This window comes from Burkholderia sp. Bp8986 (assembly GCF_003854225.1).
GTDB lineage: Bacteria > Pseudomonadota > Gammaproteobacteria > Burkholderiales > Burkholderiaceae > Burkholderia.
Window position 1 is genome coordinate 58,339 of sequence record NZ_QTQM01000035.1, and the last position, 24,880, is coordinate 83,218.

Annotated in this window: 22 protein-coding genes and 1 pseudogene; 11 read left to right on the top strand and 12 right to left on the bottom strand. The window is 67.3% G+C overall.

The window, feature by feature from the left end; all coding sequences use genetic code 11:
- Positions 1-21: 21 nt before the first annotated feature.
- The 3 genes from DID99_RS37395 to DID99_RS26440 all read left to right on the top strand — a co-directional run bounded on the left by DID99_RS37395 (position 22) and on the right by DID99_RS26440 (position 1,645).
- Positions 22-174 carry a hypothetical protein gene (locus DID99_RS37395; protein WP_185500415.1) on the top strand — a complete coding sequence of 51 codons (153 nt, stop codon included), beginning with the start codon at positions 22-24 and terminating at the stop codon, positions 172-174.
- 126 nt (positions 175-300) lie between these two features.
- On the top strand, positions 301-1,293 hold the full coding sequence (locus DID99_RS26435; RefSeq protein ID WP_260427292.1) for a hypothetical protein: 993 nt from the start codon (positions 301-303) through the stop codon (positions 1,291-1,293).
- Between the two features lie 85 nt (positions 1,294-1,378).
- Positions 1,379-1,645, top strand: a complete 267-nt coding sequence (locus DID99_RS26440; RefSeq protein WP_124487036.1) for a hypothetical protein — start codon at positions 1,379-1,381, stop codon at positions 1,643-1,645.
- Between the two features lie 85 nt (positions 1,646-1,730).
- Here DID99_RS26440 and DID99_RS26445 read toward each other — a convergent pair whose 3' ends face one another.
- Positions 1,731-2,606 (bottom strand): LysR family transcriptional regulator, encoded by an 876-nt coding sequence (locus DID99_RS26445; protein ID WP_124487037.1) that lies wholly within the window; start codon positions 2,604-2,606, stop codon positions 1,731-1,733.
- Positions 2,607-2,827: 221 nt separating this feature from the next.
- Between DID99_RS26445 and DID99_RS26450 the strand changes: the two genes are divergently transcribed.
- The 5 genes from DID99_RS26450 to DID99_RS26470 all read left to right on the top strand — a co-directional run bounded on the left by DID99_RS26450 (position 2,828) and on the right by DID99_RS26470 (position 9,884).
- Positions 2,828-3,766, top strand: a complete 939-nt coding sequence (locus tag DID99_RS26450; protein ID WP_011356424.1) for a LysR substrate-binding domain-containing protein — start codon at positions 2,828-2,830, stop codon at positions 3,764-3,766.
- Positions 3,767-4,102: 336 nt separating this feature from the next.
- Positions 4,103-5,527, top strand: a complete 1,425-nt coding sequence (gene aldA / locus DID99_RS26455) for an aldehyde dehydrogenase (RefSeq protein WP_124487038.1) — start codon at positions 4,103-4,105, stop codon at positions 5,525-5,527.
- 128 nt (positions 5,528-5,655) lie between these two features.
- Positions 5,656-6,987 carry a nitrate/nitrite transporter gene (locus tag DID99_RS26460; protein WP_185715743.1) on the top strand — a complete coding sequence of 444 codons (1,332 nt, stop codon included), beginning with the start codon at positions 5,656-5,658 and terminating at the stop codon, positions 6,985-6,987.
- A complete protein-coding gene (locus DID99_RS26465; protein ID WP_124487040.1) occupies positions 6,984-8,201 on the top strand; it encodes a mandelate racemase/muconate lactonizing enzyme family protein in 1,218 nt (405 codons plus the stop codon). The genes DID99_RS26460 and DID99_RS26465 overlap by 4 nt, the downstream gene beginning before the upstream one ends.
- Before the next feature lie 15 nt (positions 8,202-8,216).
- Positions 8,217-9,884, top strand: a complete 1,668-nt coding sequence (locus DID99_RS26470) for a GMC family oxidoreductase (RefSeq protein WP_124487041.1) — start codon at positions 8,217-8,219, stop codon at positions 9,882-9,884.
- Positions 9,885-9,993: 109 nt separating this feature from the next.
- Here the strand turns inward: DID99_RS26470 and DID99_RS26475 are convergent, their stop codons facing one another.
- Both DID99_RS26475 and DID99_RS26480 read right to left on the bottom strand, forming a co-directional pair.
- The gene (locus tag DID99_RS26475) at positions 9,994-10,293 is read right to left on the bottom strand and encodes a barstar family protein (RefSeq protein ID WP_124487042.1); all 300 of its coding nucleotides are present in this window, start codon (positions 10,291-10,293) and stop codon (positions 9,994-9,996) included.
- Positions 10,294-10,442: 149 nt separating this feature from the next.
- Positions 10,443-11,342: a LysR family transcriptional regulator gene (locus DID99_RS26480; RefSeq protein ID WP_124487043.1), complete on the bottom strand. Its 900-nt coding sequence runs from the start codon at positions 11,340-11,342 to the stop codon at positions 10,443-10,445.
- A 120-nt stretch (positions 11,343-11,462) separates the two neighbouring features.
- Here DID99_RS26480 and DID99_RS26485 point away from each other — a divergent pair, with 120 nt between their 5' ends.
- Positions 11,463-12,494, top strand: coding sequence for an NAD(P)H-quinone oxidoreductase (locus DID99_RS26485; RefSeq protein WP_124487044.1), 1,032 nt, complete (start codon positions 11,463-11,465; stop codon positions 12,492-12,494).
- Positions 12,495-12,508: 14 nt separating this feature from the next.
- Here DID99_RS26485 and DID99_RS26490 read toward each other — a convergent pair whose 3' ends face one another.
- The 3 genes from DID99_RS26490 to DID99_RS26500 form a co-directional block, all read right to left on the bottom strand.
- Positions 12,509-13,330 carry a glycine betaine/L-proline ABC transporter ATP-binding protein gene (locus tag DID99_RS26490; protein WP_124487045.1) on the bottom strand — a complete coding sequence of 274 codons (822 nt, stop codon included), beginning with the start codon at positions 13,328-13,330 and terminating at the stop codon, positions 12,509-12,511.
- Positions 13,331-13,344: 14 nt separating this feature from the next.
- Entirely contained in the window at positions 13,345-14,310 is a 966-nt protein-coding gene (locus DID99_RS26495; protein WP_044848041.1) for a proline/glycine betaine ABC transporter permease, read from the bottom strand.
- 70 nt (positions 14,311-14,380) lie between these two features.
- Entirely contained in the window at positions 14,381-15,418 is a 1,038-nt protein-coding gene (locus tag DID99_RS26500; protein WP_124487046.1) for an ABC transporter substrate-binding protein, read from the bottom strand.
- 573 nt (positions 15,419-15,991) lie between these two features.
- Between DID99_RS26500 and DID99_RS26505 the strand changes: the two genes are divergently transcribed.
- Positions 15,992-17,143 (top strand): porin, encoded by a 1,152-nt coding sequence (locus DID99_RS26505; protein ID WP_124487047.1) that lies wholly within the window; start codon positions 15,992-15,994, stop codon positions 17,141-17,143.
- Between the two features lie 885 nt (positions 17,144-18,028).
- Complete coding sequence (locus tag DID99_RS26510; RefSeq protein WP_124487048.1) at positions 18,029-19,405, top strand: acetate kinase; 1,377 nt, start codon at positions 18,029-18,031, stop codon at positions 19,403-19,405.
- 96 nt (positions 19,406-19,501) lie between these two features.
- Here the strand turns inward: DID99_RS26510 and DID99_RS26515 are convergent, their stop codons facing one another.
- The 6 genes and pseudogenes from DID99_RS26515 to DID99_RS26540 all read right to left on the bottom strand — a co-directional run bounded on the left by DID99_RS26515 (position 19,502) and on the right by DID99_RS26540 (position 24,444).
- Positions 19,502-20,212: a hypothetical protein gene (locus DID99_RS26515; RefSeq protein ID WP_124487049.1), complete on the bottom strand. Its 711-nt coding sequence runs from the start codon at positions 20,210-20,212 to the stop codon at positions 19,502-19,504.
- Between the two features lie 8 nt (positions 20,213-20,220).
- Positions 20,221-20,913, bottom strand: coding sequence for a C39 family peptidase (locus tag DID99_RS26520; protein WP_124667799.1), 693 nt, complete (start codon positions 20,911-20,913; stop codon positions 20,221-20,223).
- A 3-nt stretch (positions 20,914-20,916) separates the two neighbouring features.
- A complete protein-coding gene (locus tag DID99_RS37945) occupies positions 20,917-21,405 on the bottom strand; it encodes a hypothetical protein (RefSeq protein ID WP_124487051.1) in 489 nt (162 codons plus the stop codon).
- 230 nt (positions 21,406-21,635) lie between these two features.
- Complete coding sequence (locus tag DID99_RS26530; RefSeq protein ID WP_124487052.1) at positions 21,636-22,880, bottom strand: hypothetical protein; 1,245 nt, start codon at positions 22,878-22,880, stop codon at positions 21,636-21,638.
- A gap of 713 nt (positions 22,881-23,593) precedes the next feature.
- Positions 23,594-23,713, bottom strand: a pseudogene (locus tag DID99_RS37950) (glycine betaine/L-proline ABC transporter ATP-binding protein); the annotation flags it as partial.
- 140 nt (positions 23,714-23,853) lie between these two features.
- On the bottom strand, positions 23,854-24,444 hold the full coding sequence (locus tag DID99_RS26540) for a class I SAM-dependent methyltransferase (RefSeq protein ID WP_044845405.1): 591 nt from the start codon (positions 24,442-24,444) through the stop codon (positions 23,854-23,856).
- Between the last annotated feature and the right edge of the window lie 436 nt (positions 24,445-24,880).

The window sequence follows — 24,880 nt, forward strand, 5'->3', positions numbered from 1 at the left end:
CTCACCATGCGGACACCGATCATGATCGAAGACATCGTCACGCCACAACCCGGCCTGAAGGTCTATGCGTCGGACACCGACGTCCTCGCCGCGCACCAGGCCGCACTCGCGCGCCATTTGCATCCGCTCGTGTCGATCGACCTGTCGGCGATCGATCCGTATTGGGAAGGCTGAATCTACCCGCTCAGCCCGGTCGAACCTTATGACGGGGTCGTCGGACAGGACACGGCCGCGCACCACAACGACTATCTGCGCGCGAACTGGATCGGGTTCCGGCTCGACGAAAACAACCGCTATACGTTGCTCGGCGACCCGCGCTACTTCTATCCGGAGAACCCGCCCGACACGTACGGCGCAGGCTTTCGCAAGGAACTGGACGCGCATTACACCGGGCAACAGGCCATACGAGCCGGTCGGCCGCGCGGCGCTGCTGACGTTCGACTGGTCGTAAGGCCGGCGGGACGGCGGGCGTTCCGTCTCGCGGTTGGCCGTTCGGCGGACTCGGCGCGGCGGATTCGCGGCGATATGCTGGGGTTTTCCATTCTTCCGGCCGCCATGTCTACCCAACCCGTCGATCTCAGTCATACGTTGCCGTACGAGAAGGCATTTTTCGACGGTCACTTGGCGATCGAGCGTAACGATCTGGACATCTCCGCATTGCTTGGTATGGATGACGAAGTTCCTGACGGGTTGCTCGCTTCGTTATGCGGCGCGCCGTCCGGATCGGACGTACAGGCCTATCTCGACAGTGCGGGCAGACTGACGTTCTCCGTCACACACCCGACGTTGATCCAATCGGAAAACCGGATATCCGTCTTCCAAACCGGCGACTCGCAGGTACTCGAACTTCGCTCAATCGATCTGGTCGACAGCGCAGCCGCCGGGCTCGGCGCGGCTATGCTCTGGAGAATCGTTCAAGCATGTGATACGTTGGGCATCGCCCGGATCACCGCCTTCGCGATCGGCGGCCGCAAAGCGCCGCCGGAGTCGGGCGGCCAGCGGCTCTACGGATACTACGCGTGGCCGAGGTTCGGCTTCGACGCTTCCATTCCTGGCGCGCACGCAGACGAAGCCGCGCTGTTCCAGTTCTTTCGGGGATACCCGGTCGGGCTGGCCGATGGCTCGCTTCGATCACTACGCATGCTTTATACGACTCGAATCGGACGAGACTTCTGGCGAGCCGCCGGATCACATCGGTGGATGACATTCGACGTTGCATCGCATGGCGCATCCGTGCTGGCGCTACGCGATTACTTGATCGAGAAGGGGATTTACGATGCCAGAAAAGCATAGCCCGATAACCCGATTCCGGATTGCGCGGCCGTCAGCGGCACGCAGGCGCACGACGAACGGGAATCGTGTCGTCCGGCGCGCGGAAATGCGACGACTCCTTGAAGAATTCCTCGCATACGAACTCCGTCGCAATCTCGCGCGTGCGTCCTCCGCCGAACTGGCCGCACCGCCGATCAGCACGCCCGCCGCGCCGCTGCCGAGAACCGTCTTCAACGTGGGACGCATCGATCCGTCGAAGTGCAAGTTACCCATCATTTCGGAAGCCGAGGCCAGAGCCATCGGGGGCCGCGAAACGTTCATGCACTTCGGCCTGGACCCCGATTTGTATTCCTCGGCTGGTGACACTCTCTGACAGAATCGACGACAGCGACCGGGGCGATCCGCACGACCTCGTGACAACGGGTATCGGCACACGATCATGTCGCCCCGACCACGCCCTACCCCCGCCGCCCCGCCTGCCCCCGCAACCACGCGGCAAACGCAACCACGTGCTCGACCGCGATACTCTCCGGCTCGACATCGAGCCAATAGCCGAACGGTCCGATCGGCTGCACTGGCGACAGCCGCACGAGGCTGCCCTCGGCGATCTCCTCCTCGATCATGTTCAGGTCGACCACCGCGAGCCCCGCGCCCTTGCGCGCCGCGCGGATCGCCTGTTCGAGCGTGGAAAACTCGATGCCGTCGGCGATCCGCGCCACCGGCACGCCGGCCTGCTCGCACCAGTCGGCCCATAGCGTCAGGCGCTTGCCTTCGTGCAGCACATGCAGCGACGGCAGCCGGCCGAGCAGCACGTCGAGCGCATCGCCGCGATAACGCGGCGCGCCGACGAGCGCATGCCGCTCCATCAGCAGCAGCTCCGACTGCATCCCCGCGCGCGCCGCGCGCCCGAAGCGGATGTGGCAATGGCAGTCGTCGGCCGGCTCGGTGCGGATCGACAGCTCGACGTCGGGCAGCGCCTGCGCGAGCGTGCCGAGCCGCGGCGAAAACCACTGCGTCGCGAACGTCGGCGGCAGCGACACCGTCAGGCGCCGCTTCGCACCCGGCCGCGTGGCGGCGACTTCGTCGACGCCGCGTTCGATCGTATCGAACGCCTGCCCGATGAACGGCAGCAACCGCTGGCCGGCATCGGTCAGGCGCACGCCCTTGTGATCGCGCTCGAACAGCCGCGCGCCGAGCGCCTCCTCGAGCAGCCGGATCTGCCGGCTCACCGCCCCCTGCGTCACGCACAGCGAAACCGCCGCACGGTTGAAGCTCAGGTGACGCGCGGTCTCCTCGAAAAATCGCAGCGCGATCAACGATGGCAGGCGTCGCATGATGTGTGTCCCTTTCGTTCGTATCGTTCGTGCTGTTGCGAGCCGGCGCCGCCGACCATCCTGCGGGCAGCCCGGTCGCAACGAGGCGCGCCAACCGCCGCGCCGTAAAAGCCCCTGAGGCCCGCGCCCTCCGTCGCATCCATTCATCGTCCCCGCGCCCGCGCCGCCCGCCTACAATAAGCATCCCGCACCAGACACGACACCGCCCCGTGAGACGCAAGATGCCGGCGCTGAACGCGCTGAAAGCCTTCGAGATGGCCGGCCGCACCGGCAGCTTCACACGTGCGGCCGAGTTGCTCAACGTGACGCAGAGCGCGGTGAGCCGCCAGGTTCGCCAGCTCGAGGGCCAGCTCGGCGAAACCCTGCTCGAGCGCCGCCATCACCAGCTCGAACTGACGGCGGCCGGCCGCGTGCTGCTGCGCGCGCTGCAGCAATCGTTCGACAAGATCGAGCTGACCGTTCGCAGCCTGCAGGAAAAAACCCACCTGAACCGCCTGCGCGCGAACGTGCCGCCCACCTTCGCCGCGCGCTGGCTGATGCCGCGGCTCGGCCGGCTGCGCGACGCGCATCCCGAATTCGAGCTGAGCCTCACGACCCGCATCCACGACAGTCTCGGCGAATCGCGCGTGCTCGACTGCGCGATCCGCTTCGGCGACGGCGAATGGGACGGTTTCGACAACGCACTGCTGATGCAGGAGCAGCATATCGCCGTCTGCGCGCCCGCGCTGTATGCGCGGCTGCGACAGGACGGCGCGCCGATCGACCTGAACCGCTTCACGCTGCTGCACGTGCTCGCCACCGACGACCAGCGCTACCTGACCTGGCAGCACTGGCTGAAGGCCGCCGGCATCGCCGACGTCGACACGCGCGGCGGCTACGAATTCGACCTGCTCGACCACGCGATCCGCGCGGCGATCGACGGCCTCGGGATCACGATCGCCGATCGCCACATGGTCGCGCGCGAACTGGCGACCGGGCAGCTGATGCAGGTGCTCAACGTACACGTCGACGGCCACCAGTCGTACTGGTTCGTCACGCGGCCCGAGCAGACGAACCTGCCGCACATCGTCCAGTTCCGCGACTGGCTGCAGCAGGAAGTGTGGCTCGCGAAGCGCCATCTCGAACCGTCGTCGCCGCTGCCGCAAGTGCCGCTGGCCTAGCACACGATCCGCGCCCCAAGCGTAGCCGACCGCCCCGCGCCGCGCCGAAGCGTCAACCGCGGCCGACACCTTACCGGCTCCCGCTCGCGCGCGCATCCGGATCAGTCGAAAAATGCGGCCCCGCCGCCGCCCGTCCCGCTCCCGGCCCCCGCCACGGCAGCCTTGCCGGACGCGCGATTCCGGCCGATCGAACGAGTAACGTGCGTTTTTCTCATGCTCGACGCGAAAATAAGTCGTTTGTCGTGCGCTAAACGCATGAAGAGAATGGCCTCTGTCCCGTACCGCGCGTGTCGCCACCCGAAGCGATCCGCCCGCATTCATCGGAGGAGTCACTTCATGCGCACCGAACGCAACTACGTGAACGGCCGTTTCGTCGCCCCGGAAAGCGACGCGTTCATCGTGGTCCACAATCCCGCCACCGAAGCGCCGTTCGCGCACGTGCCGGCCGCGACGCCGGCCGACGCGCTCGCCGCCGTCGACGCCGCGGCCGCCGCGCAGAAGGCGTGGCGCAAGCTGCCGAGCGCCGAGCGCGCCGTGTACCTGCACCGCTTAGCCGACGCGCTGACCACGCGTGCTCCGGAGATCGGCGCGGCGCTCGCGCAGGAATCCGGCAAGAGCATCGAGGACGCGTCGAACGAAGCCGTCTACGCGGGCCAGATCACGCGCTATCACGCCGAGTGGGCGCGCCGGATCGAGGGCGAGATCATCCCGAGCGACACGCCCGACGAGAACCTGTTCCTGCAGCGCGAGCCGATCGGCGTCGTCGCATGCCTGATCCCGTTCAACTATCCCGTCTACACGCTGCTGCGCAAGGTCGCGCCCGCGCTGATCGCCGGCAATACCGTGGTCGTGCGGCCGAGCAACCACACGCCGGTGTCCGCGTTCGAGATCGCGAAGGCGGCCGACGAAGCGGGCTTCCCGCCGGGCGTCGTCAACATCCTGACGATGGATCACGCGACGGCCGAAGCGCTGTGCACGCACCCGGCAGTCGGGATGATCACGCTGACCGGCAGCGTGAACGCGGGCCGCAAGGTGCTCGATTATTGCAAGGCGAACATCGCGAAGCCGTCGCTCGAACTCGGCGGCAAGACGCCCGCGATCATCGAGCCCGACGCCGACCTCGAACGCGCGGCCGCCACGCTCGTCGCGTCGAAGACGACCCATTGCGGCCAGCTCTGCACGGCGATCGAGCGCGTGTACGTGCACGACAGCGTGCACGACCGTTTCGTCGCGCTGCTGAAGGAGAAGATGGCCGCCGTGCGCATCGGCGACCGTGCGCAGGACGCCACGCGGATGGGCCCGCTCGTCAGCGCATCGGCGCGCGCGCACATCCACGGGATGGTCGAACGTGCGATCGCGGCGGGTGCGACGCTCGAAACCGGTGGCGCGATTCCCGACGGCCCCGGCTTCTTCTACCCGCCCACGCTGCTCACCGGCGTGCGGCAGGACATGGAGATCGTGCAGGAGGAAACCTTCGGCCCGATCATGCCCGTGCTGCGCTACACGACGATCGACGAAGCGATCGCGCAGGCGAACGACCACCAGTTCGGCCTGTCGTCGGTGCTCTATACCGAGCGCTACCGCACCGCGATGACCGTCGCGAACGCGATCGAGGCCGGCGAGCTGTACGTGAACCGCACGCCGGCCGATCCGTACCAGGGCTTCCACGCCGGCTGGAAGCGCTCGGGCCTCGGCGGCGACGACGGCAAGCACGGGATGCTTGAATTCACGCAGACGCGCCTCGTCGTCATGAAGTACTGACACCGCCGCACCCAAGCACCGTTTCCGGCGCGCGCGCGACGACACCCCGCCGCGCGCCGCCCTGACCCACCAGAACATAAAAAACCTACAGGCATCCGCCTCAAGGACGCCTGATGGAGGAAGACATCATGCCGACTCAACCGTCGACGCCCGCCGCGTCGCTCGTGCTGCACGACGACGCTCACGCGTCGCAGCATTCCCGCGCGCAACGCTACCTGCAACTGCTGCTGCTCGTGATTGCCGCCGGCGCGATCTACCCGATGCTGTATCTGCGGCAGGTGTACCAGCCGACGATGCTGCAGTTTTTCCATATCGACGACGTGCAGCTCGGTTACCTGTATTCGTCGCTCGGCACGATCTTCCTCGTCAGCTACCTGCCGAGCGGCTGGCTGGCCGACCGCCTGTCGCCGCGCTGGCTGATCTGCTTCTCGCTGCTCGCGACGGGCGCGCTCGGGCTCGTCTACGCGACCGGGCCGTCGTTCGACACGCTCGTGCTGATCTTCGGCGGCTGGGGGCTGACCACCGGCCTCACGTTCTGGGCCGCCGTGATCAAGCGCGTGAACATGATCGCGGGCCCCGACGAACAGGGCCGTTTCTTCGGGCTGCTCGACGGCGGCCGCGGGCTCGTCGAGGCGCTGCTCGCGACGATCGCGATCACGCTGTTCGCCTACGTGACGCAGGCGCGCGGCGGCACCGATGCGGCCGGCTTCACGCTCGTCGTGCATCTGTACGCGTTCTTCTGCATCGCGCTCGGCGTGCTGCTCGCGCTGGTGAAGGATCCGGCGGGCGCGGGCGATCGCAAGGCCGTGACGGAACGCCGAAAAGGCAGCGTGCTGACCGACCTGAAGACGCTCGCGGCGATCCCCGAGCTGTGGCTCGTCGCCGCGATCGTGTTCTGCGGCTACCAGGTGTTCTGGGCGACCTACAGCTTCTCGGCCTACCTGCACGAAGGCAATTTCGGGCTCAGCGCGACGGCGGCCGGCTTCATCACGACGCTCAAGCTGTGGATGCGCCCCGTCGGCGGCATCGGCGGCGGCTTCCTCGGCGACCGCGTCTCGAAGGTGTCGGTGCTGTTCTGGGCGCTGGTCCTCGCCGCGCTGTCGCTCGTCGGGCTGATCGCAGCACCCGCGCATAGCCCGCAGGCGATGCTCGTCGTGCTCGTGCTGTTCATCGGCATCCTCACCTATGCGATCCGCGGCCTGTACTGGTCGCTGCTCGACGACTGCAAGGTGCCGACGCATTGCGCGGGCCTCGCGATCGGCCTGATCTCGGTGCTCGGCTATTCGCCCGACGTGTTCGTGCCGCTGATCAACGGCTACGTGACGCATACCTGGCCGGGCGCGCACGGCTACCAGCTCTATTTCGGCTACATCGCTGCGATCGCGCTCTGCGGCGCGGGCGCGGCCGCGTTCCTCAAATACCGCCTCAACCGCCTTTCCCGTATCCAGGAGTCCGCATGAAGATCGTTTCGCTCGAAACCCATATCGTCGCCGTGCCGCCGCCGCATGTCGGCGGGATGTACTGGATCTTCGTGAAGCTGAAGACCGACGACGGCATCGAAGGCGTCGGCGAGATCTACTCGGCGACGTTCGGCCCGAAGGCGATGGCGCCGATCATCGACGACGTGTTCGAACGGCACCTGCTGAACCGCGACCCGCATCACGTCGAACGGCTGTTCCGCCAGGCCTATTCGAGCGGCTTCACGCAGCGACCGGATCTCACGATGATGGGTGTCGTCAGCGGCCTTGAAATGGCGTGCTGGGACATCATCGGCAAGGCCGCCGGCAAGCCCGTGTACGAACTGCTCGGCGGGAAGATCCACGAGCGGCTGCGCTCGTACACGTACCTGTACCCGAAGAACGCGAAAGGCGAATACGACTACGACGATCCCGACCTCGCGGCCGAATGCGCGGCCGAGAACGTGAAGCTCGGCTTCACGGCCGTCAAGTTCGATCCGGCCGGTCCGTACACGGCCTACTCGGGCCACCAGCTGTCGCTCGAAGTGCTCGACCGCTGCGAGACGTTCTGCCGCAAGGTGCGCGAAGCCGTCGGCAGCAAGGCCGACCTGCTGTTCGGCACGCACGGGCAGATGGTGCCGTCGTCGGCGATCCGGCTCGCGAAGCGGCTCGAGAAATACGACCCGCTGTGGTTCGAGGAGCCGGTGCCCCCCGGCCAGGAAGAGGCGATCGCGCAAGTCGCGAAGCACACGTCGATTCCGATCGCGACCGGCGAGCGCCTGACCACCAAGTACGAATTCCACAAGCTGCTGCAGGCGGGCGGCGCATCGATCCTGCAGTTGAACGTCGCGCGTGTGGGCGGCCTGCTCGAAGCGAAGAAGATCGCGACGCTCGCCGAAGTGCACTACGCGCAGATCGCACCGCACCTGTACAACGGGCCGGTGGGCGCGGCCGCGAGCATCCAGCTCGCGACCTGCACGCCGAACTTCCTGATCCAGGAAAGCATCATGACGTGGGGCGGTTTCCACGCCGAAGTCGTGAAGACGCCGATCCGCTGGGAAGACGGCTACATCGTCCCGTCGAACGAGCCGGGCCTCGGCATCGAGCTCGACATGGACGTCGTGAGGCGCCACACGCCGTACACCGGCGAACGGCTGCACCTGCAGATGGGCGAACGCCCCGTCGACGTGAAGGATCTCGCTCCCGCGAAGGGCTGAGCGCAAAGGACAGACATGAGCTACGACTACATCATCGTCGGCGCGGGCTCGGCCGGCTGCATCCTCGCGAACCGCCTGAGCGAATCGGGCCGGCACTCGGTGCTGCTGCTCGAAGCGGGCGAGCGCGACGCGTCGTTCTGGTTCAAGGTGCCCGTCGGCTTCACGAAGACCTACTACAACCGCCGCTACAACTGGATGTACTACAGCGAGCCCGAGGCGCAGCTCGCCGATCGCAAGCTGTACTGCCCGCGCGGCAAGGTGGTCGGCGGCTCGGGCTCGATCAACGCGATGGTCTACGTGCGCGGCCAGCGCAGCGACTACGACGACTGGGCGGCCGCCGGCAATCCGGGCTGGGCGTACGACGACGTGCTGCCGTACTTCCGCAAGCTCGAAACCCACGCGGCCGGCGCGACCGATCCGCAGCATCACGGCGCGACGGGGCCGATCCACATCACGTCGATGAAGGCCGACGTGCATCCGATCGTCCACGAGTTCCTGAAGGGCTGCGGCGAACTGAACCTGCCGCGCACCGACGATTTCAACGGCGCGCAGTTCGAGGGCGCGGGCATCTACGACCTGAACACGAAGCACGGCGAACGCTGTTCAAGCAGCTTCGCGTACCTGCGTCCCGCGCTGGACCGCGCGAACCTCACGCTGCGCTCGGGCGTGCTCGTGCGGCGCGTGACGTTCGACGGCACGCGCGCGACCGGCGTGGTCATCGCGGGCGGGCACGGCGACGAAACGCTCGTCGCCGCGCGCGAGGTGATCCTCGCGGCCGGCGCGGTCGATACGCCGAAGCTGCTGCAACTGTCGGGCGTCGGCGATCCGGCGCTGCTCGCGCGCCGGCGCGTGCCGCTCGTGCATGCGCTGCCGGCCGTCGGCCGCAACCTGCAGGACCACCTGTGCGTGAGCTTCTACTTCAAGGCGAACCGGCCGACGCTGAACGACGAGATGGGCACCCTGCTCGGCAAGATGAAGATCGGCTTGCGCTACCTGCTGACGAAGCGCGGCCCGCTCGCGATGAGCGTGAACCAGGCGGGCGGCTTCTTCCGCGGCACGGCCGATGCGCAGGAGCCGAACATCCAGCTTTACTTCAACCCGCTGTCGTACCGGATCCCGAAGAGCGACCGCGCGAGCATCAAGCCCGAGCCTTACTCCGGATTCCTGATCGCGTTCAACCCGTGCCGGCCGACGAGCCGCGGCACGATCGAGATCGCCTCGAACCGCGCGGAAGATGCCGCCAAGATCCACATCAATGCGCTGACCACGCAGAAGGATCTCGACGAGGCCGTGCAGGGCAGCAAGGTGATTCGTGCGCTGATGCGCGCGCCGGCGCTGAAGTCGATGACCGTCGAGGAAATCTCGCCGGGGCCGCAGGTCGATTCCGACGAAGCGATGCTGCAGTATTTCCGCGAGCAGTCGGGTTCGATCTACCACCTGTGCGGCTCGTGCGCGATGGGGCCGGACGCCGCGACGTCGGTGGTCGATGCGTCGTTGCGCGTGCACGGGCTGCAGGCGCTGCGGATCGTCGATGCATCGGTGTTCCCGAACATCACGTCGGGCAACATCAACGCGCCGACGATGATGGTCGCGGAGAAAGGCGCGGATCTGGTTCTGGCGGATGCGGGGCGTGGCGACGCGGCTGCCGTGAGAGCAAGCGAACGGGAAACGGTCACGCATTAAGGCGGCTGCGTTCTCGACGATGCGGGCAGGCGCGCGCGATGCGGTTGCGTGCCGGCCCGGCGATCGGCTTCACGATGCGACTCAACTCAACGCAACGTCAACGCCACGACTACGCCCAATAGGACAACACGATCAACGGGTCGCCCCCTTCCTTCGTTGCTCGCCAGTTGATGAACGCGCTGCACTCGACGAGCGCGGCGAATATCTCCGGATTGCGATCCTTCAACGCTCCCGCATCGTCGATCCGCAGCGACACTATGCCGTGCTCGTAGCAATAGTCGCTCATGCAATCGTTCCATGCATCCATGTTCCGGCCGTAGTAACCCGGAAATCCGAATTCGCTCGCGAAGTAGTCGTGAAACTTCGCCCAATCGCCAAGCGCTTTTCCGTCCACGCTGAATCGGTTCATCGAGCCCTCTCGTTCATCGGAAAATCACTACCGCCGTTCGTTTTTCACGCCCCGAAGGCCGGTTCGCCGGCATCGAACAGGTCACACCCGCCCGGGCCGATCCCGCAGATCGTCGACACACTGCAGTGAACCGCATCTCGTACTTCAATTCACCTCCAATCCCGCGCCCCGCTCCGCACGCCCACCTCGTCGAACACCCGCACGATGTGATCGATCATCGCGCTCATCCGTGCGGTATGCCGCAAGTCCTTGTGCGTCACCATCCAGACTTCGTAAGGACGCGCGGACGTACGCGCCGGCCACACGCGCACCAGCGCGTCGCGCTCCGCGATCGGCACCGGGAGCTCGGCGAGCCCGAGCCCGGCGCGCGCCGCCGCGCGCAACATCAGATTCGAATTCAGCCCCGACACGATCCGCCCCGCGCGCACCGGCTCGCCGACCACCGTGAGCGGGCCGCGTGCATTCAGGTGCGGCAGGAAGCACACGAGGTCATGTCCTTCGAAGCCGGTGCCGGGCACCGGTTCGCCATGCCGCTCCAGGTATTCCTCCGACGCGTACAACCCCGTCGGCCACGCGGCAAGCCGGCGCGTGAGCAGATCGGGATTGTCGGGCTTGATCGTACGGATCGCGATGTCCGCCTCGCGCTTTGCGAGGTTCTCCACCTGCGTCGACGTGTTGAGCAGCACGCGCACGTCCGGATGCTCGTCGTGCAGGTCGCGCATCGCGCGCATCACGAATTCGAGCCCGATCGTATCGGTCGTCGTCACGCGCACGTCGCCGGCAAGACGCCGGTCGACGCCCTGGGTCTGCCGCACCAGGTCGATCGCCGATTGCTCCATCTTCTCCACGTTGCGCAGCGCGACCTCGCCCACCGCGGTCGGCACGTACCCGGCCGACGTGCGCAGGAACAGCGTCGCGCCGAGCGCGCGCTCGAGCGCCGCGAGCCGCCTGCCGACCGTCGCCTGGTCGAGCCCGACCGCCCGCGCGGCGCCGCGCAGGCTGCGTTCGCGGTGGATCGCGAGAAAAATGCGTGCGTCGTCCCAGTTCAAGCGGTTTCTCCGGTGTGATGCAAATTTGCATCTGTGGTCGCGAAAATCGCTGCGCGAATTCATCAAGGCCCAAGCCTATACTTTTTTCACCGACCACTCACCAGTCTTTTCGAGGCAAACATGTCCGATACGCTCTCCCCCGTTCCCGCCGACATGGCGGCAGTCGAAATCACGCGCCCCGGCGGCCCCGAAGTCCTGGCGACCGCACGTCGCCCCGTGCCGCGGCCGAAGGCCGACGAAGTGCTGATCCGGGTTCACGCCGCCGGCGTGAACGGCCCGGACGTGCTGCAACGCAAGGGGCACTACAACCCGCCGCCCGGCGCATCCGACATCCCGGGCCTGGAAATCGCGGGCGAAGTCGTCGCGACCGGCGCAGCCGTGCGCGGCTTCGCGCCGGGCGACCGGGTCAGCGCGCTGGTGACGGGCGGCGGCTATGCGGAATACGCGGTCGCCCATCACCTCACGACGATGAAGCTGCCGCCCGGCCTCGACATGATCGAAGCCGCGGCGCTGCCGGAAACGTTCCTGACGGTCTGGCTGAACCTGATCCAGCGCGGGCGGCTGCAGGCGGGCGAATCGGTGCTGATCCACGGCGGCGCGTCGGGCATCGGCACCACCGCGACGATGATCGCGAAGGCGATGGGCGCATCGACCGTCATCACGACGGTCGGCTCGGAAGCGCATCGAACCGCGAGCCTGCGGCTCGGCGCGGATCACGCGGTGCATTACCGGGAAGAAGATTTCGTCGCCGAAGTCGACAGGATCACCGCCGGCAAGGGCGTGGACGTGATCCTCGACATCATCGCGGGCGACTACGTCGCGCGCAATTACCGGGCCGCGGCGATGAACGGGCGGATCCTGCAGGTCAGCGCGCTGAACGGGCCGGCGAAGGAACTCGACGTGTGGCCGATGATGACCAAGCGCCTCACGCACATCGGTTCGACGCTGCGCTCGCGCACGCCGGAGGAGAAGGGCGCACTCATCGCCGAACTCGAACGGCACCTGTGGCCGCACGTCGAAGCCGGCACGGTCAGACCGCAGGTGTTCCGCACCTTCCCGCTCGACGACGCGCGCGGCGCGCACGTGCTGATCGACTCCGGTGTGCACGTCGGCAAGATCGTGCTGACGACGGCCGCGCACCGCGCGGCCTGACCGGGCACGACGCGTCAGTTCACGCTCGTGCGCTTCTCGACGAACCGCTTCACGTAATCGTCCGCCGGACGCGACAGGATGTCGTCCGGCGTGCCGACCTGCACGAGCGTGCCGTCGCGCAGGATCGCGATCCGGTCGCCGATGCGCAGCGCCTCGTCGAGATCGTGCGTGATGAACACGATCGTCTTCGACAGCGTCGCCTGCAGTTCGAGCAGCTGATCCTGCATCTCGGTGCGAATCAGCGGATCGAGCGCGGAGAACGCCTCGTCCATCAGCAGCACGTCGGTATCGGCCGCCAGCGCGCGCGCCAGCCCGACACGCTGCCGCATCCCGCCCGACAGCTCGTCCGGATAATGATCGCCGTAGCCGTCGAGCCCGACCTTCGTCAGCCAGTTGCGCGCGGCCTCGGCCGCGTCGTGACGCTTCTCGCCGCGCGTGCGCAGCGCATACGCGGCGTTGTCGAGCACGGTCTGGTGCGGCAGCAGCCCGAAGTTCTGGAACACCATGCTGACCTTGAAGCGGCGCAGCTCGCGCAGCCCGTGCGCGTCGAGCTTGATCACGTCGCTGCCGTCGATCACGATCTCGCCGGCCGTCGGCTCGATCAGCCGGTTGAAGTGCCGCACGAGCGTCGATTTCCCGGAACCCGACAGCCCCATGATCACGAAGATCTCGCCCGACTCGATGCCGAGGCTCACGTCGTTGAGCCCGACGTTGCAGCCCGTTTCGGCCAGCACGTCGGCCTTGCGCTTGCCCGAGCGCAGCAGGTCGAGCACGCGCGCATGCGCGGCCTGCGGCCCGAACAGCTTGTACACGTGTTTGACGTCGATGGTCGCCATGTCTGCCTCCGTTCCTATGCGCGCGACGATTGCGTCGCCTGATTCGAATCGACGCCCGCCGACTCCGCCTTGCGCGGCAGCCGGTACGGCACGCGCGACGCGCCCTTCTGTCGGCGCTGCTGTGCGAGCCGGCGGCGCGCGCGCCGCTCCTGGCCGAAGCCCTGGCTGATCCGGTCGATCACGATCGCGAGGATCACGATCGCGAGGCCGGCCTGCGTGCCCTTGCCGACGTCGAGCGTCTGAATGCCCGCGAGCACGTCCTCGCCGAGCCCGCGCGAGCCGATCATCGACGCGATCACGACCATCGACAGCGCCATCATCGTCGTCTGGTTGATGCCGGCCATGATGCTCGGCCGCGCGAGCGGCAACTGCACGTTGACGAGCAATTGCCAGCGCGTCGTGCCGAACGCACGCGCGGCTTCCGTCACGTCCGGATCAACCTGGCGGATGCCGAGATCGGTCAGGCGGATCAGCGGCGGCAGCGCGTAGATGATCGTCGCGAGGATCGCGGGCACCTTGCCGAGGCCGAACAGCATCAGCACCGGGATCAGGTACACGAAGCTCGGCAGCGTCTGCATCACGTCGAGCACGGGCAGCAGCATCCGGCGCAGCCATGCGCTGCGCGACGCGAGGATGCCGGCCGGCACGCCGATCGCAACCGACAGCACCGTCGCGACGAGCATCAGCGCGAGCGTCTGCATCAGCTTGTCCCACAGGCCGAAGCAGCCGATCGCGTAGAGCAGCAGCATGAAGAGCGCGCCGAGGCCGATGCGGCGCGTCGCGTTCCACGCGATCGCGCCGACGACCAGCAGCACGAGCCACGGCGGCGCGACGCGCAGCGCGCCTTCGAGCGGCACGAGCAGGTAGCGCAACACGAGCGCGCTGAAGTGATGGAAGCTGTCGCCGTATTGCGCGACGAACGTCTCGAGCGCGCTGTTCACCCAGTCGGCGATCGACAGGTGCAGAAAGAAGCCGTTCATGTTGATTCTCCGTCGCGCCGCGAAGGCGCGTGACGGCGGCGGCGGGCGCGGGCCCGCCGCCGCGCGCAGGTTACGCGCCCTTCAGGCTGCCGGCGATCTTCTGCGCGACGTCGGCCGGCACCCACTGCTTCCACATGTCCTGGCGGGTCTTCAGGAACTGCGTGGCCATCGCCGCGCCGTCGATCTTCCTCGTCGTCATCTCGAGGATCGTCTGGTTCAGGAAGTCCATCGGGAAACGCACCTTGCCGAATACACCGACGAGATCGGGATTCGCATCGGCGAACGGCTTCGACACGCCGACCGTCAGCCGCGACACCATGTACGACGACGCGCACTGGTGCGTGCTGCTCTCGTCGCGCAACGTCTTCCAGCATGCTTCGTTATAGGCCGGCATCTTCAGCGCGGTGAACTTGTATTTCGCCATCAGCGCGGCCGGGCCCCAGTAATAGAACACGATCGGCGCGCCGCGCTGGTACGCGGACGCGATCGCCGCGTCGAGCGCCGCACCGGTGCCCGGGTGGAAGTTCGTGTACGACTGGTCGAGCTTGAGCACCTTCAGCAGGCGCGTGTTCACGCGCTCGCAGTCCCAGCCCGTCGGGCAGTTCAGGAAGCGGCCCTTGTCCGGTTCCTCCTCGTCGGCGAACACCTGCTTGAACTTCGGCAGATCGTCGACCGACACGAGCCCGGGCGCGACCGGCTTGATGTTGCGCGCCGGATCGCCCTTCACCACGTAGTCGGGCACGAACCAGCCTTCGGTCGTGCCGCCCGGCAGCGTGTCGCCGATCAGCTTCACGGCGCCCGACGAAACGGCCTTCGCGGTGATCTCGCTGCGGCCCGTCCACTGCTCGGCCCAGATCTGCAGGTCGTTGCGCGCGAGCGCCGTTTCGGTGGCGGCCGTGCTGCCCGGCACGACGTCCGTCTTGCAGCCGTAGCCCTTCTCCATGATCTGCCGCAGCACTTCGGTCGCGAACGACCCGCTCTCCCACGTGATGCCCGCGAAATGGACCGTCTTGCCGTCGGCGCACGCGCCGCCGGCCGCATGGGCCGCGGGCGCGGACAGGATCGCCGCGGCGGCGAGAAGGACCGTTTTCAGTCGTCGAATCTGCATGGTGGGTCGTCTCCAAATCGAATCTGTTGTTTGTGCGTCGCGGCATGCGCGGCGACCGGCAAATCGCGAAGCCAGCCACGTCCGGTCAGGCTGCATGGTCGAGCCACCAATATGTTTAGGGAAACGAGTAATTCCGATCATTGCAATCGGCAGCGCCAATCGATCGTCGGGTGCCTCGCATGGCCCGCCGGACGGGCCTCTCAGCCGATTCACCGGGCCCGCGCGCGGCCCGGAACGGGCTGCGTCGAGCCTTGTTCGGGCACCGCTCGCCCCGCGTTGAAGCGCGGCGCCGCGCACACCGTTTCGACCGTCGAAACGACCCGCCGCGCCCCATTGGCGAACCCGATCCCATCCATCGAAATTACTCGCTTTCGAATCCGTTTCGGCTTGGGAAGAATGCGCGGTGTCATCGGAGGAGACACGACCCGACCCAGCCGGTCGCCGCGCCGCCGCGCATCGCGCGCTTCCGGCGCCGCGCGCGCTGCGCCGGGTCGCCCCGGATGACGGGGCGCGCCTCGCCGGACGCGCTCACGACAACCGATACAAGAAGCTGGATATCCCGGAGATCTCTCAATGAAAAAGACCCTGACGGCGCTCGCCGTAACGGCAACCTTCGCAGCCCCCGCGTTCGCGCAAAGCAGCGTCACGCTGTACGGCGTGATCGACGAAGGCCTGAACTACACGAACAACGTCGGCACCGGCCACGTCTACGAGATGGCGAGCGGCTACGCGCAAGGCAGCCGCTGGGGCCTGAAGGGCAGCGAGGATCTCGGCGGCGGCATGAAGGCGATCTTCCAGCTCGAGAACGGCTTCGACGTGAACACCGGCCGGCTCAACCAGGGCGGCCGCATGTTCGGCCGCCAGGCATACGTCGGCCTGAGCCAGACGCAGTACGGCACGCTGACGTTCGGCCGCCAGTACGACTCCGTGGTCGACTATCTCGCGCCGACCACGGCCAACGGCAACTGGGGCGGCTACCTGCTCGCGCACCCGTTTGACAACGACAACACCGACAACTCGTTCCGCCTCGACAACACGGTGAAGTACGCGAGCCCGAACTTCGGCGGCTTCCAGTTCGGCGGTGCATACAGCTTCAGCAACAGCACGAACTTCTCGGACAACCGCGCGTACAGCTTCGGCGCGCAATACCAGAACAACGGCCTGCTGATCGGCGCCGCCTACCTGCAGGCGAACCGTCCGGGCGACGGCTCGGCCGGTGCGATCACCGCGAACGACGCGAGCTACATCGCCGAGCGCATGCGCGTGTTCGGCGCGGGCATCAACTACACGTTCGGACCCGCGACGGTCGGCTTCGCGTACACGAACTCGAACTACAAGAATCCGACCGGCAATGGCTACCTCGGCACGCCGGGCGCGATCATCGCACCGGGTGCGACCGTCAGCGCGATCAAGTACCAGAACTTCGAGGTGAACGGTTCGTACCAGATCACGCCGGCGTTCATGGTCGGCGCGCAGTACGTGTTGTCGCTCGAGAAGTACGACGCATCGACCGGCGACGCGAAGCCGAAGATCCACTCGGTCGGACTGATGGCCGACTACAACCTGTCGAAGCGTACCGACGTGTACGTGCAGGCCGCGTACCAGCACATCGCCGGCGACAAGACGAACTCGATCCTCGACAATGCGTTCATCCCCGGCACCGACGCGCCGTCGTCGACGTCGAACCAGGTGGCCGTGCGTCTCGCGCTGCGCCACAAGTTCTGACGCACCCCGGTTCTCCGTTCTTCACGCGACACCCGCGCCGCTCGGCCCGAGGTGTCTTCGCCCGCCCGCAAGCACCAGCCTGCCGGCGGGTTTTTTGTTTCGCGCCGCGACGACGCGAGGCAACGTGATTCGGCGCAGGTCGTGCGTGTGCCCGGTCAACGCTGACAGGACAACCGCCCACGATTCGCCGGTACGCTGCGTGCCACCTCGACGTCAGGCACCGCCCATGCCGCACGACGAGCGCGACGTATCGCGCGGGCATCAAGCCCGAGCCGTATTCCCGATACCTGATCGCGTTCAACCCGTGCCGGCCGACGAGCCGCGGCACGATCGCGCTCGCGTCGAATCGTTTCCCGCGCAACCGACGCGCCGCACGGATGGAAGGGAACGCGCGACTTCCGCGCGATCGCCTCTCCGGCAACGGCGGTCGCCCCCCTGCATCGCCTGATCGGAACAACGCCCGCCGGAACACGGGAAAACACTGCCATGAATCCGCCGCGCAGCCTGCGCGCACGGGCTCGAAACGTGCATTCGGTTTTGACGCAAGCCCCCGTGAAACAGGGAGAACCGTGACGTCCGTCGTCCACCGTACGCGGGCAAGGGTTTGTCTGGTTGGCTTTCGATGCCCGCCTGCACTAGCCTCGTGAGGTCTGCCCCCGCGTCGTTCGGCCGGCGGGACATGACGTCGTGCACATTGACAATCGAGTGTCGGCGCGCGGCCTCGCTGCCGAAGTTTCATTGCGTTCGATCACGCATGTCGTTGCCGCCGGAGAAACATCCTCTGGCTCGCGCGCGATGTGACGCGAGGCGATCCGGGGCAACACGCGCGCCGGCCAGCCGTCGGTGTGCACCGGGGAACCGCAGGCCCGATCGTGGAGACGCACCGTGAAGCGCATGCCATTTCGCTGCATCCATGCCATCAGCTATGCAAGCGTGCTGCTCTTTCAGGCCCAGGCGCAAGCGCAGTCGCTGGACGCCCAGTCGACGCAGGAGAACATTTCCGCGCTGCGCCAGGAAGTCGATCGCCATCTGCAGGAACTGAGTGCGCTCAAGCGCAAACTGGCCGACGAGGAAGCCAATCTCTCCCGCCTGAGCCGGGCGCTGGACAACCGCGAACTCGCGGCCCGGCGTGGCGCGGGCACCGGCGATGCCGGCGGCTCCGGCGACGCGGCGACGCAGGCCGATACCGGCTCCCCGGGCGGCGCGCCCGACGCGGCCGGCAACGCCCCCGGCAACGTGCAATCTTCGGCCGGGTCCGCCGCGCCGCCGAGCCGGCCGGTCGGCCAGGCGCCGGTGGCGGAAACCGCACCGCCGCCTGTCGCGCCGATCTTCGATCAGCCCGGCGTGCTGACGCCGAAGAACAAGTTCGTCGTCGAGCCGTCGTTCCAGTTCAGCTATTCGTCGTCGAACCGCGTCGCCCTCGTCGGCTACACGATCATCCCGGCGCTGCTGATCGGCCTGGTCGACGTGCGGGAAGTCAAGACGACCACGCTGACGGGCGCGGTCGCGGTGCGCTACGGGATCACCAACCGGATGGAAGTCGAAGTCCGCGTCCCCTATGTGTACTCGACGAACGACACGATCAGCCGCGAGATCTTCACCGGCACCGCCCAGGACAACGCGTTCAACAGCCACGGCAAAGGCCTCGGCGACGTCGAAATGACGCTGCGCTACCAGTTCAATACCGGCGGCCCCGACAAGTTCTATTACATCGGCTGGCTGCGCTTCAAGAGCGCCACCGGCAAGAGCCCGTTCGACGTCGTCACCGACTGCGTCACGCGCTGCGTCGGCAATGCCACCGGCACCGGCCTGCCGCTCGAGCAGCCGACGGGCTCCGGCTTCTACGCGATCCAGCCTGGCCTCACGTGGCTCTTTCCGTCCGACCCGGTGGTGTTCTTCGGCAACCTGAGCTATCTGCACAGCTTCAGCCGCGACAATCTCAGCCTCACGATTCGCGATGGACAGAAGGACTTCATCGGCAAGGTGCAGCCCGGCGACATCTGGGGTTTCAATATCGGCATGGGCCTCGCGCTGAACGAGAAGGCGTCGGTGAGCCTCGGCTACGACCAGAGCATCGTACTGCCGACGAAACAGAACGGCCAGACGGTGCCCAGTTCGGTGCGCGTGATCCTCGGCTCACTGCTCCTCGGTTACTCGTACCGGTTGTCGCCGAAGACCACGCTGAATCTCTCGATCGGCGCCGGCCTCACACGCGACACGCCGGACGTGGTCATGACGCTGCGCGTGCCGATTGCATTCTGATCGCAAGCGTGCGCGTGCGGCGGGCTGCGCGCCGCACGCGGGCCCCGGCGCGCCAGTGCGCGCTCATCTGCCATTCCTCGGTCGCTCACCGAGCCTTCATCGCCCCGGCAACACGCCGATCAACGCATTGTTCAGCGTCGACATCACGTTCAGGTTCTTGAACGTCGACAGTGTGTTGACGGTCGTGTTGATCGTCGTCACCGCCTGGATCTGCTGGTTGTTCAACGTGTTCTGGATTACCGCGCCGGTCAGCGCCGGCAGCGCGGCGGGCTGCGCGGCGTTGCCGGCGCCGACCTGGATCAGCGCGCCCGCGTTCGCGGCCGCCAGCGCCTGCGCCTGTTGCGCGGTGATATGACTGATGTCCGGGATATTGAAGCTGGTCGTCGTGACCAGATTGCCGTTCACGAACGCGACACGCGACACGCCGAACGAAACCTTCAGACCGCTCGGCATATCGAAGCCGCCGCGCATCGCATCGAGGCGCGCGTCGCTGAGCGCGATCGCGCCGGCTGCCGGCCAGTTCCGTTCCTGCGCGCCGCCCGGCTCCGCGGCCGGCGTCCCTGCCGCGCACTCACCCATCGCGAGCGGCACGGCACGCAGGATCGGCACCTCGCCGGCCCGCGACTCCACAGGCGCCATATCGGCGCCCGCGTTCGCGGCGGATGCCTCGACGACGCCGCTCGTCTGCGCGACCGGCACGTCGGCCGCGGCCAGCGCGTCGTCCTGCATCGCCGCCGCACTCACGGACGTCACCCCGCCGCACACCATCACGGCGATGCCGGCGATGTTCCTGGTCTGGGATCTCATGACGGTCCTCAGAAGTCGTTCGGGCCGTGCTTCGGCATCACGACGTTGTACAGGCCGTCGCGCGCGATACCGGTGTAGAGCGGCGCGCTGGGCGCGACGCGCCAGTCACGCGGGTCGTTGAACACCGCCAGCTCGGGCCGGTTGTGAATCACGAAAATCACATGGTCTTCCCACTTCTGCTCGAAGCTCGCCAGCGACATCGGGCGCGTGCCGGTGGCCGGATCGCCGACGAGCACACGCCCGTCACGCAGCCCCTTCACGACCACGAAATGGTGATAGCCGTGCTCGGTGATCAACACGATCGCCGGCGTGTGCGTCCTGGCGAGCGTCTGCAACGGCAGCTCGAAGCCGTCCGCGACGAAGCCGTGCGCGTCGAGAAACCGCCGGATGTCGAGCAGCGAGAAGCCCTGCTGGCGAATCTTCTCCTGATTGCCGTTCTCCCACATCTGGGCGAAGGCGGTCTGCTCGGTCATCGGATAGTCGTACTGATAAGTCAGCAGCGTCGCGACGGCAGCCGACCCGCAACTGAAATCGAATTGCTGCTTGACGGTGCGCTTGAAGCGGGCCTCCTTGAGACTCGTGACGTGCATCGCATAGCCGGCGCCCGCCGGATCGACGACCGTCATCTCGTCCGCCCATGCAACCGGGACGGACAGCGCGTAAGCGAGCGCCGCGATGCATGCTGCGGCAACCAGTCTCATCGCTCAGTTCCCGAAGCGCACGTTGAGCACCGTCGCGTTCTGAATCAGCACGTTGGCGCCGGTATTCTGGATGACCGTAGGCAGGCCGCTCGCATTGGCGAACGAGCCGTCGGCGATCGAATTCGAGCCGGTCGACACGCGGTTCGCCACGTTGTCGGTCACCGCGCCGGTCAGATAGTTTTGGCCGATCAGCGCATCGCCGCCCCGATGCTCATCGAGCTGGTCAGGCGTCATCGCGACACCGAAGCTGCCCGCTTGAGCGGTCGCGGTGTCGGTCGCAGCGGGTATGGCTGCCGCAGGGGGCGCGACGGCCGCGGCCGGATCGGCGTGATCCGCGCGCTCGGCGGGTGGGGAAGCTGCGGCTGCCGGCGCAACATCGGCGGTGGCCTCCGCCGCAACGGTTCGCGACCCGTCAGCCGTGGCATGGGCCATCAGGCCCGGCAGCAGCGCCGCAGGCAATATCACCAGCAAAAGTGCCGTTCGGATTCGCATGGCTGTCTCCTTGGTCCCTGCGCGAGCCGGCCCGAAACCGGCGCACAGGGAGCGGAATCCGCGTGACCGTCGATCGACGGAAATCAGCCCGGCCTGCGCCAACGAGAGCGAGACGGCCGTTCGGCCATCCCGCCCTCGCCGGCGGTCCTGTCCATCGGCGATGGAACGCAAGTCGCGGGCTCGCCTGCGCCCGCGTCAATGCATCCGGCTCGCCAGGACCGGCCGGCCGGCTAACGTCCTACGGACAGGTTCGCCTGCACGGTCACAGCCTGCTGAACCAACGACGCCATGCCGCTGTTCTGGTTGGCGACCATGATGCCCGCGGCGGTCTGGCCGACGCTCGCCATCGCGTTGGACATGTTGAACGTCCCCGCGTTGACCGCATTGGCTCCGCCTGCGCCACCCGCGCCGCCGACCGCGCCGTTACCGACACCGCCGTTGCCCGTGCCGCCTGCGCCGCCCGCGCCGCCCATCGCGCCCACCGCGCCGCTACCCGCGGTTGCGCCGCCGTTGCTGGCCGTCGTCGTCGCGCCGCCGTTCGTCGCGCCGCCGCCCGTGCCCGCGCCGCCGGCACCGCCGTTGCCCGCCGTGGCCGCCGCCGCGCCGCCGGTGCCGCCCGCGGCCGCACCCGCGCCGCCGATGCCCGCGCCCGATCCGCCCGAAGCGGTCGACGTACCCGCCGACCCTGCGCCGCCTGAGCCACTGCCCGAGCCGGTGCCGGTACCCGTGCCGGTGCCGGTGCCGCTGCCGGCCGATGCCGACGCGCTTCCGCTGCCATGATTCCTGGCCCATGCGGAGCCGGGATTGGCTGTGCCGGTGCCGCCGCCCCAGCCTGTGCCGCTGCCCTTGCCGGAACCGCCTACGCCGACCGAGGCCGCGATCGCGCCGCCGCCCGTGCCGGAGCCGGAGCCGCCGCTCGCAGTGGCATTGCCGCCGCCCCCGCCGCTGGCGTCAGGTGAGCCGCCGGCTCCGCCGCCGCCGCCGTTGCCGGTGCCGGCCGTCGCGCTGCCATTGCTGGCGTTACCCGCCGTGGCGCTGCCGTTATGCGCGCTGCCGCCTTTGCCGCCGGCGCCGCCTGCACCGCCGCTTCCGCCATTACCGCCGATGCCGCCGTAGCCATACCCGTTGCCGCCCTTGCCGCCGCTTCCGCCGGCCGCGCTGCCCGAGTTGGTCGCGTTGTTGCCGATGCCCCAGACCTGGACATTGCTCACGTACCCGTCGAGTTTGCTGATCGCGACGATCTTGGTGCTGTTGTACGAATCCTGGTAGACACTCGCGCCAGGCGAAACTTCATTCGCATTGGACCCGGTGGAGCTGGTCTGGGTTGAGCTGACTGCGTTGCTGAGAGTGTTCGATCCGTCATCGGCTTTCTGACTGCATGTCGAACTGGTATCGCTGCTGCATGGATTCGCCATTGCGTAGCCGCTGCATCCCAAGGCGAGAAGCGCAGCAGACGCCAATAGAGTTTTGCGCATGAAATCCTCCTGAAGTAACGAGGAACGGCTTGGCCAACTGCACCAATCCGGAGGACAACACGCATCGGCGATGCCAATCCCAGCCAGCTGCCTGACGACAGGGAGCCGGTTGGATGCTTTGCGCGACATAACCCGCCTCGCCCGATTCCGGCATGCGATTTATGTTTCAGGTCTGAAACGTGTCGATCGGCACGGGGCCGGGACACCCTCGACCCGCGGATGGATTTCTCTCTGTATTCAAACGCTTGTCCGATCTTCCGAAGAAGGTCCCTGCAAGCGCGGAATGTTTCACTTTTGAACGGCCGCGGCCGGCCCATATGGGTATGCCCGTAGCACCGGATATTCAATCCCAATCGCAAACGCAGGCCCGGCAAGGACGCCCGCCGAATTCATTCCGATGAGGCATCAAAATCCCGCATGGAGTGCCATTTAGAAATGTTTCGACTATGATTCGGCGCTTTTTCCTCGGATCCTGTCCGCGACGAGCACGGGCGCGCGCGAGTCCGGTTATCGGCCGGAACGAGGATTCCTGACGGCAAGCGCCGTGGAATGGCGACGCACATCCCCCCGAGATGCGCCGCACGTGACCCACGGGCTGCCTGCGGTGCAACCGCGTGCGGGTACCGGCAGGCTGCCGCTCAAAACGCAGGAGAAACGCCCCCGTGCTTCGCTGGCCCGCTCCCGGCAGATCGGTTCGCATTCCTCTGCTTCTCGACGAACCGCCGCACATCATCGTCCGCCGGACGCGACAGGATGTCGTCCGGCGTGCCGTCGCGCAGGATCGCGATCCGGTCGCCGATCCGCGATGCGTCGTCGAGATCGTGCGTGATGAAGCGGCTACGCGACGCCGCTCGACCGCTTCATCAGGCGGGTCGCATCGCGGCCTGCGGCGCGCGTGCCGGACGCCGCAACATGAGCCGCGACCGACGGCCTCCGCAGGGTCGATGAAAGGTAGCGTGTCAGGATGCGGGCATCACGCCACCTGTCCGATGGCGGCCCTGCGCATCGTGACGATGCGCGCGGGCGGAATATTTGCCCACACGATCCGGCTGGCATCGGCAACGAATGCCGGATCGCGCAGCGGGTGACGCTCGGGCACGCGCAGGTCGTAGGTGAACTGGATCATCACGCCGTCGACCGACAGCACACGCTCGCACTGCCCGACGATCGCCGTCACGTCCTCGCGCGGCAACGTGCGCAGCGGCAGGCAGGACACGATCGCGTCGACACGCGCATCGGGCGGCAGCAGCCGCTCGAGCTGCCGCGCGTCGCCCGATACGATCGAAATCCCGGGAAAGCGCCGCCGCAGGTGCTGCACGAACGCCGGCGCCCGCTCGACCACGACGAGGCGCCCCGGCGCGACGCCGCGTTCGAGCAACGCGGCGGTGATCGCACCGGTGCCGCCGCCGAGCTCGACGACGAGCCCGTCGCCGTCCGGCACCGCATCGGCCATCTCGCGCGCCAGATGCCGCGAACTCGGGCACAACGCGCCCACCGCGGCCGGGCGGCCGACCCACTCTCGCACGAACAGTGCCGAGACACGCAACGCGTTCGGCCAGATCATCGGCCAACCTTGCGCGGTTGCGCCATCAGCTTCGGCGTGCCAATGACTGCCTGTAACAGGGCTACGACGCCACGGGGCTCTTTCACGTGCATCCTCCTGAACAAATCCGTCCGCCACGCACGCGCGGCGCTCCATCGATTCTAGGAAATGCAAACTTAAGGCGACGTGAAGATTGTCCCTGATTGCGCCGCCACTGCCGGCCGTGCAATCGACGGCTTCCCGCTCGGCGGTCGACGCGCCGCCGAAGCTGCGCGGGATACCGCGCGCCGACGATCGTGACCTGCCGCAGGGCCGTCTCGATCGCCGACGGTTCGCCGCTCGACGGTTCGCGCCGCCCCGCCGCCTCACCGCAGATTGGTCCGCGCCAGCTCGACGATCTCGTCGCCGCGCCCGCTGAGGATCGCGCGCAGCATGAACAGGCTGAAGCCCTTCGCAT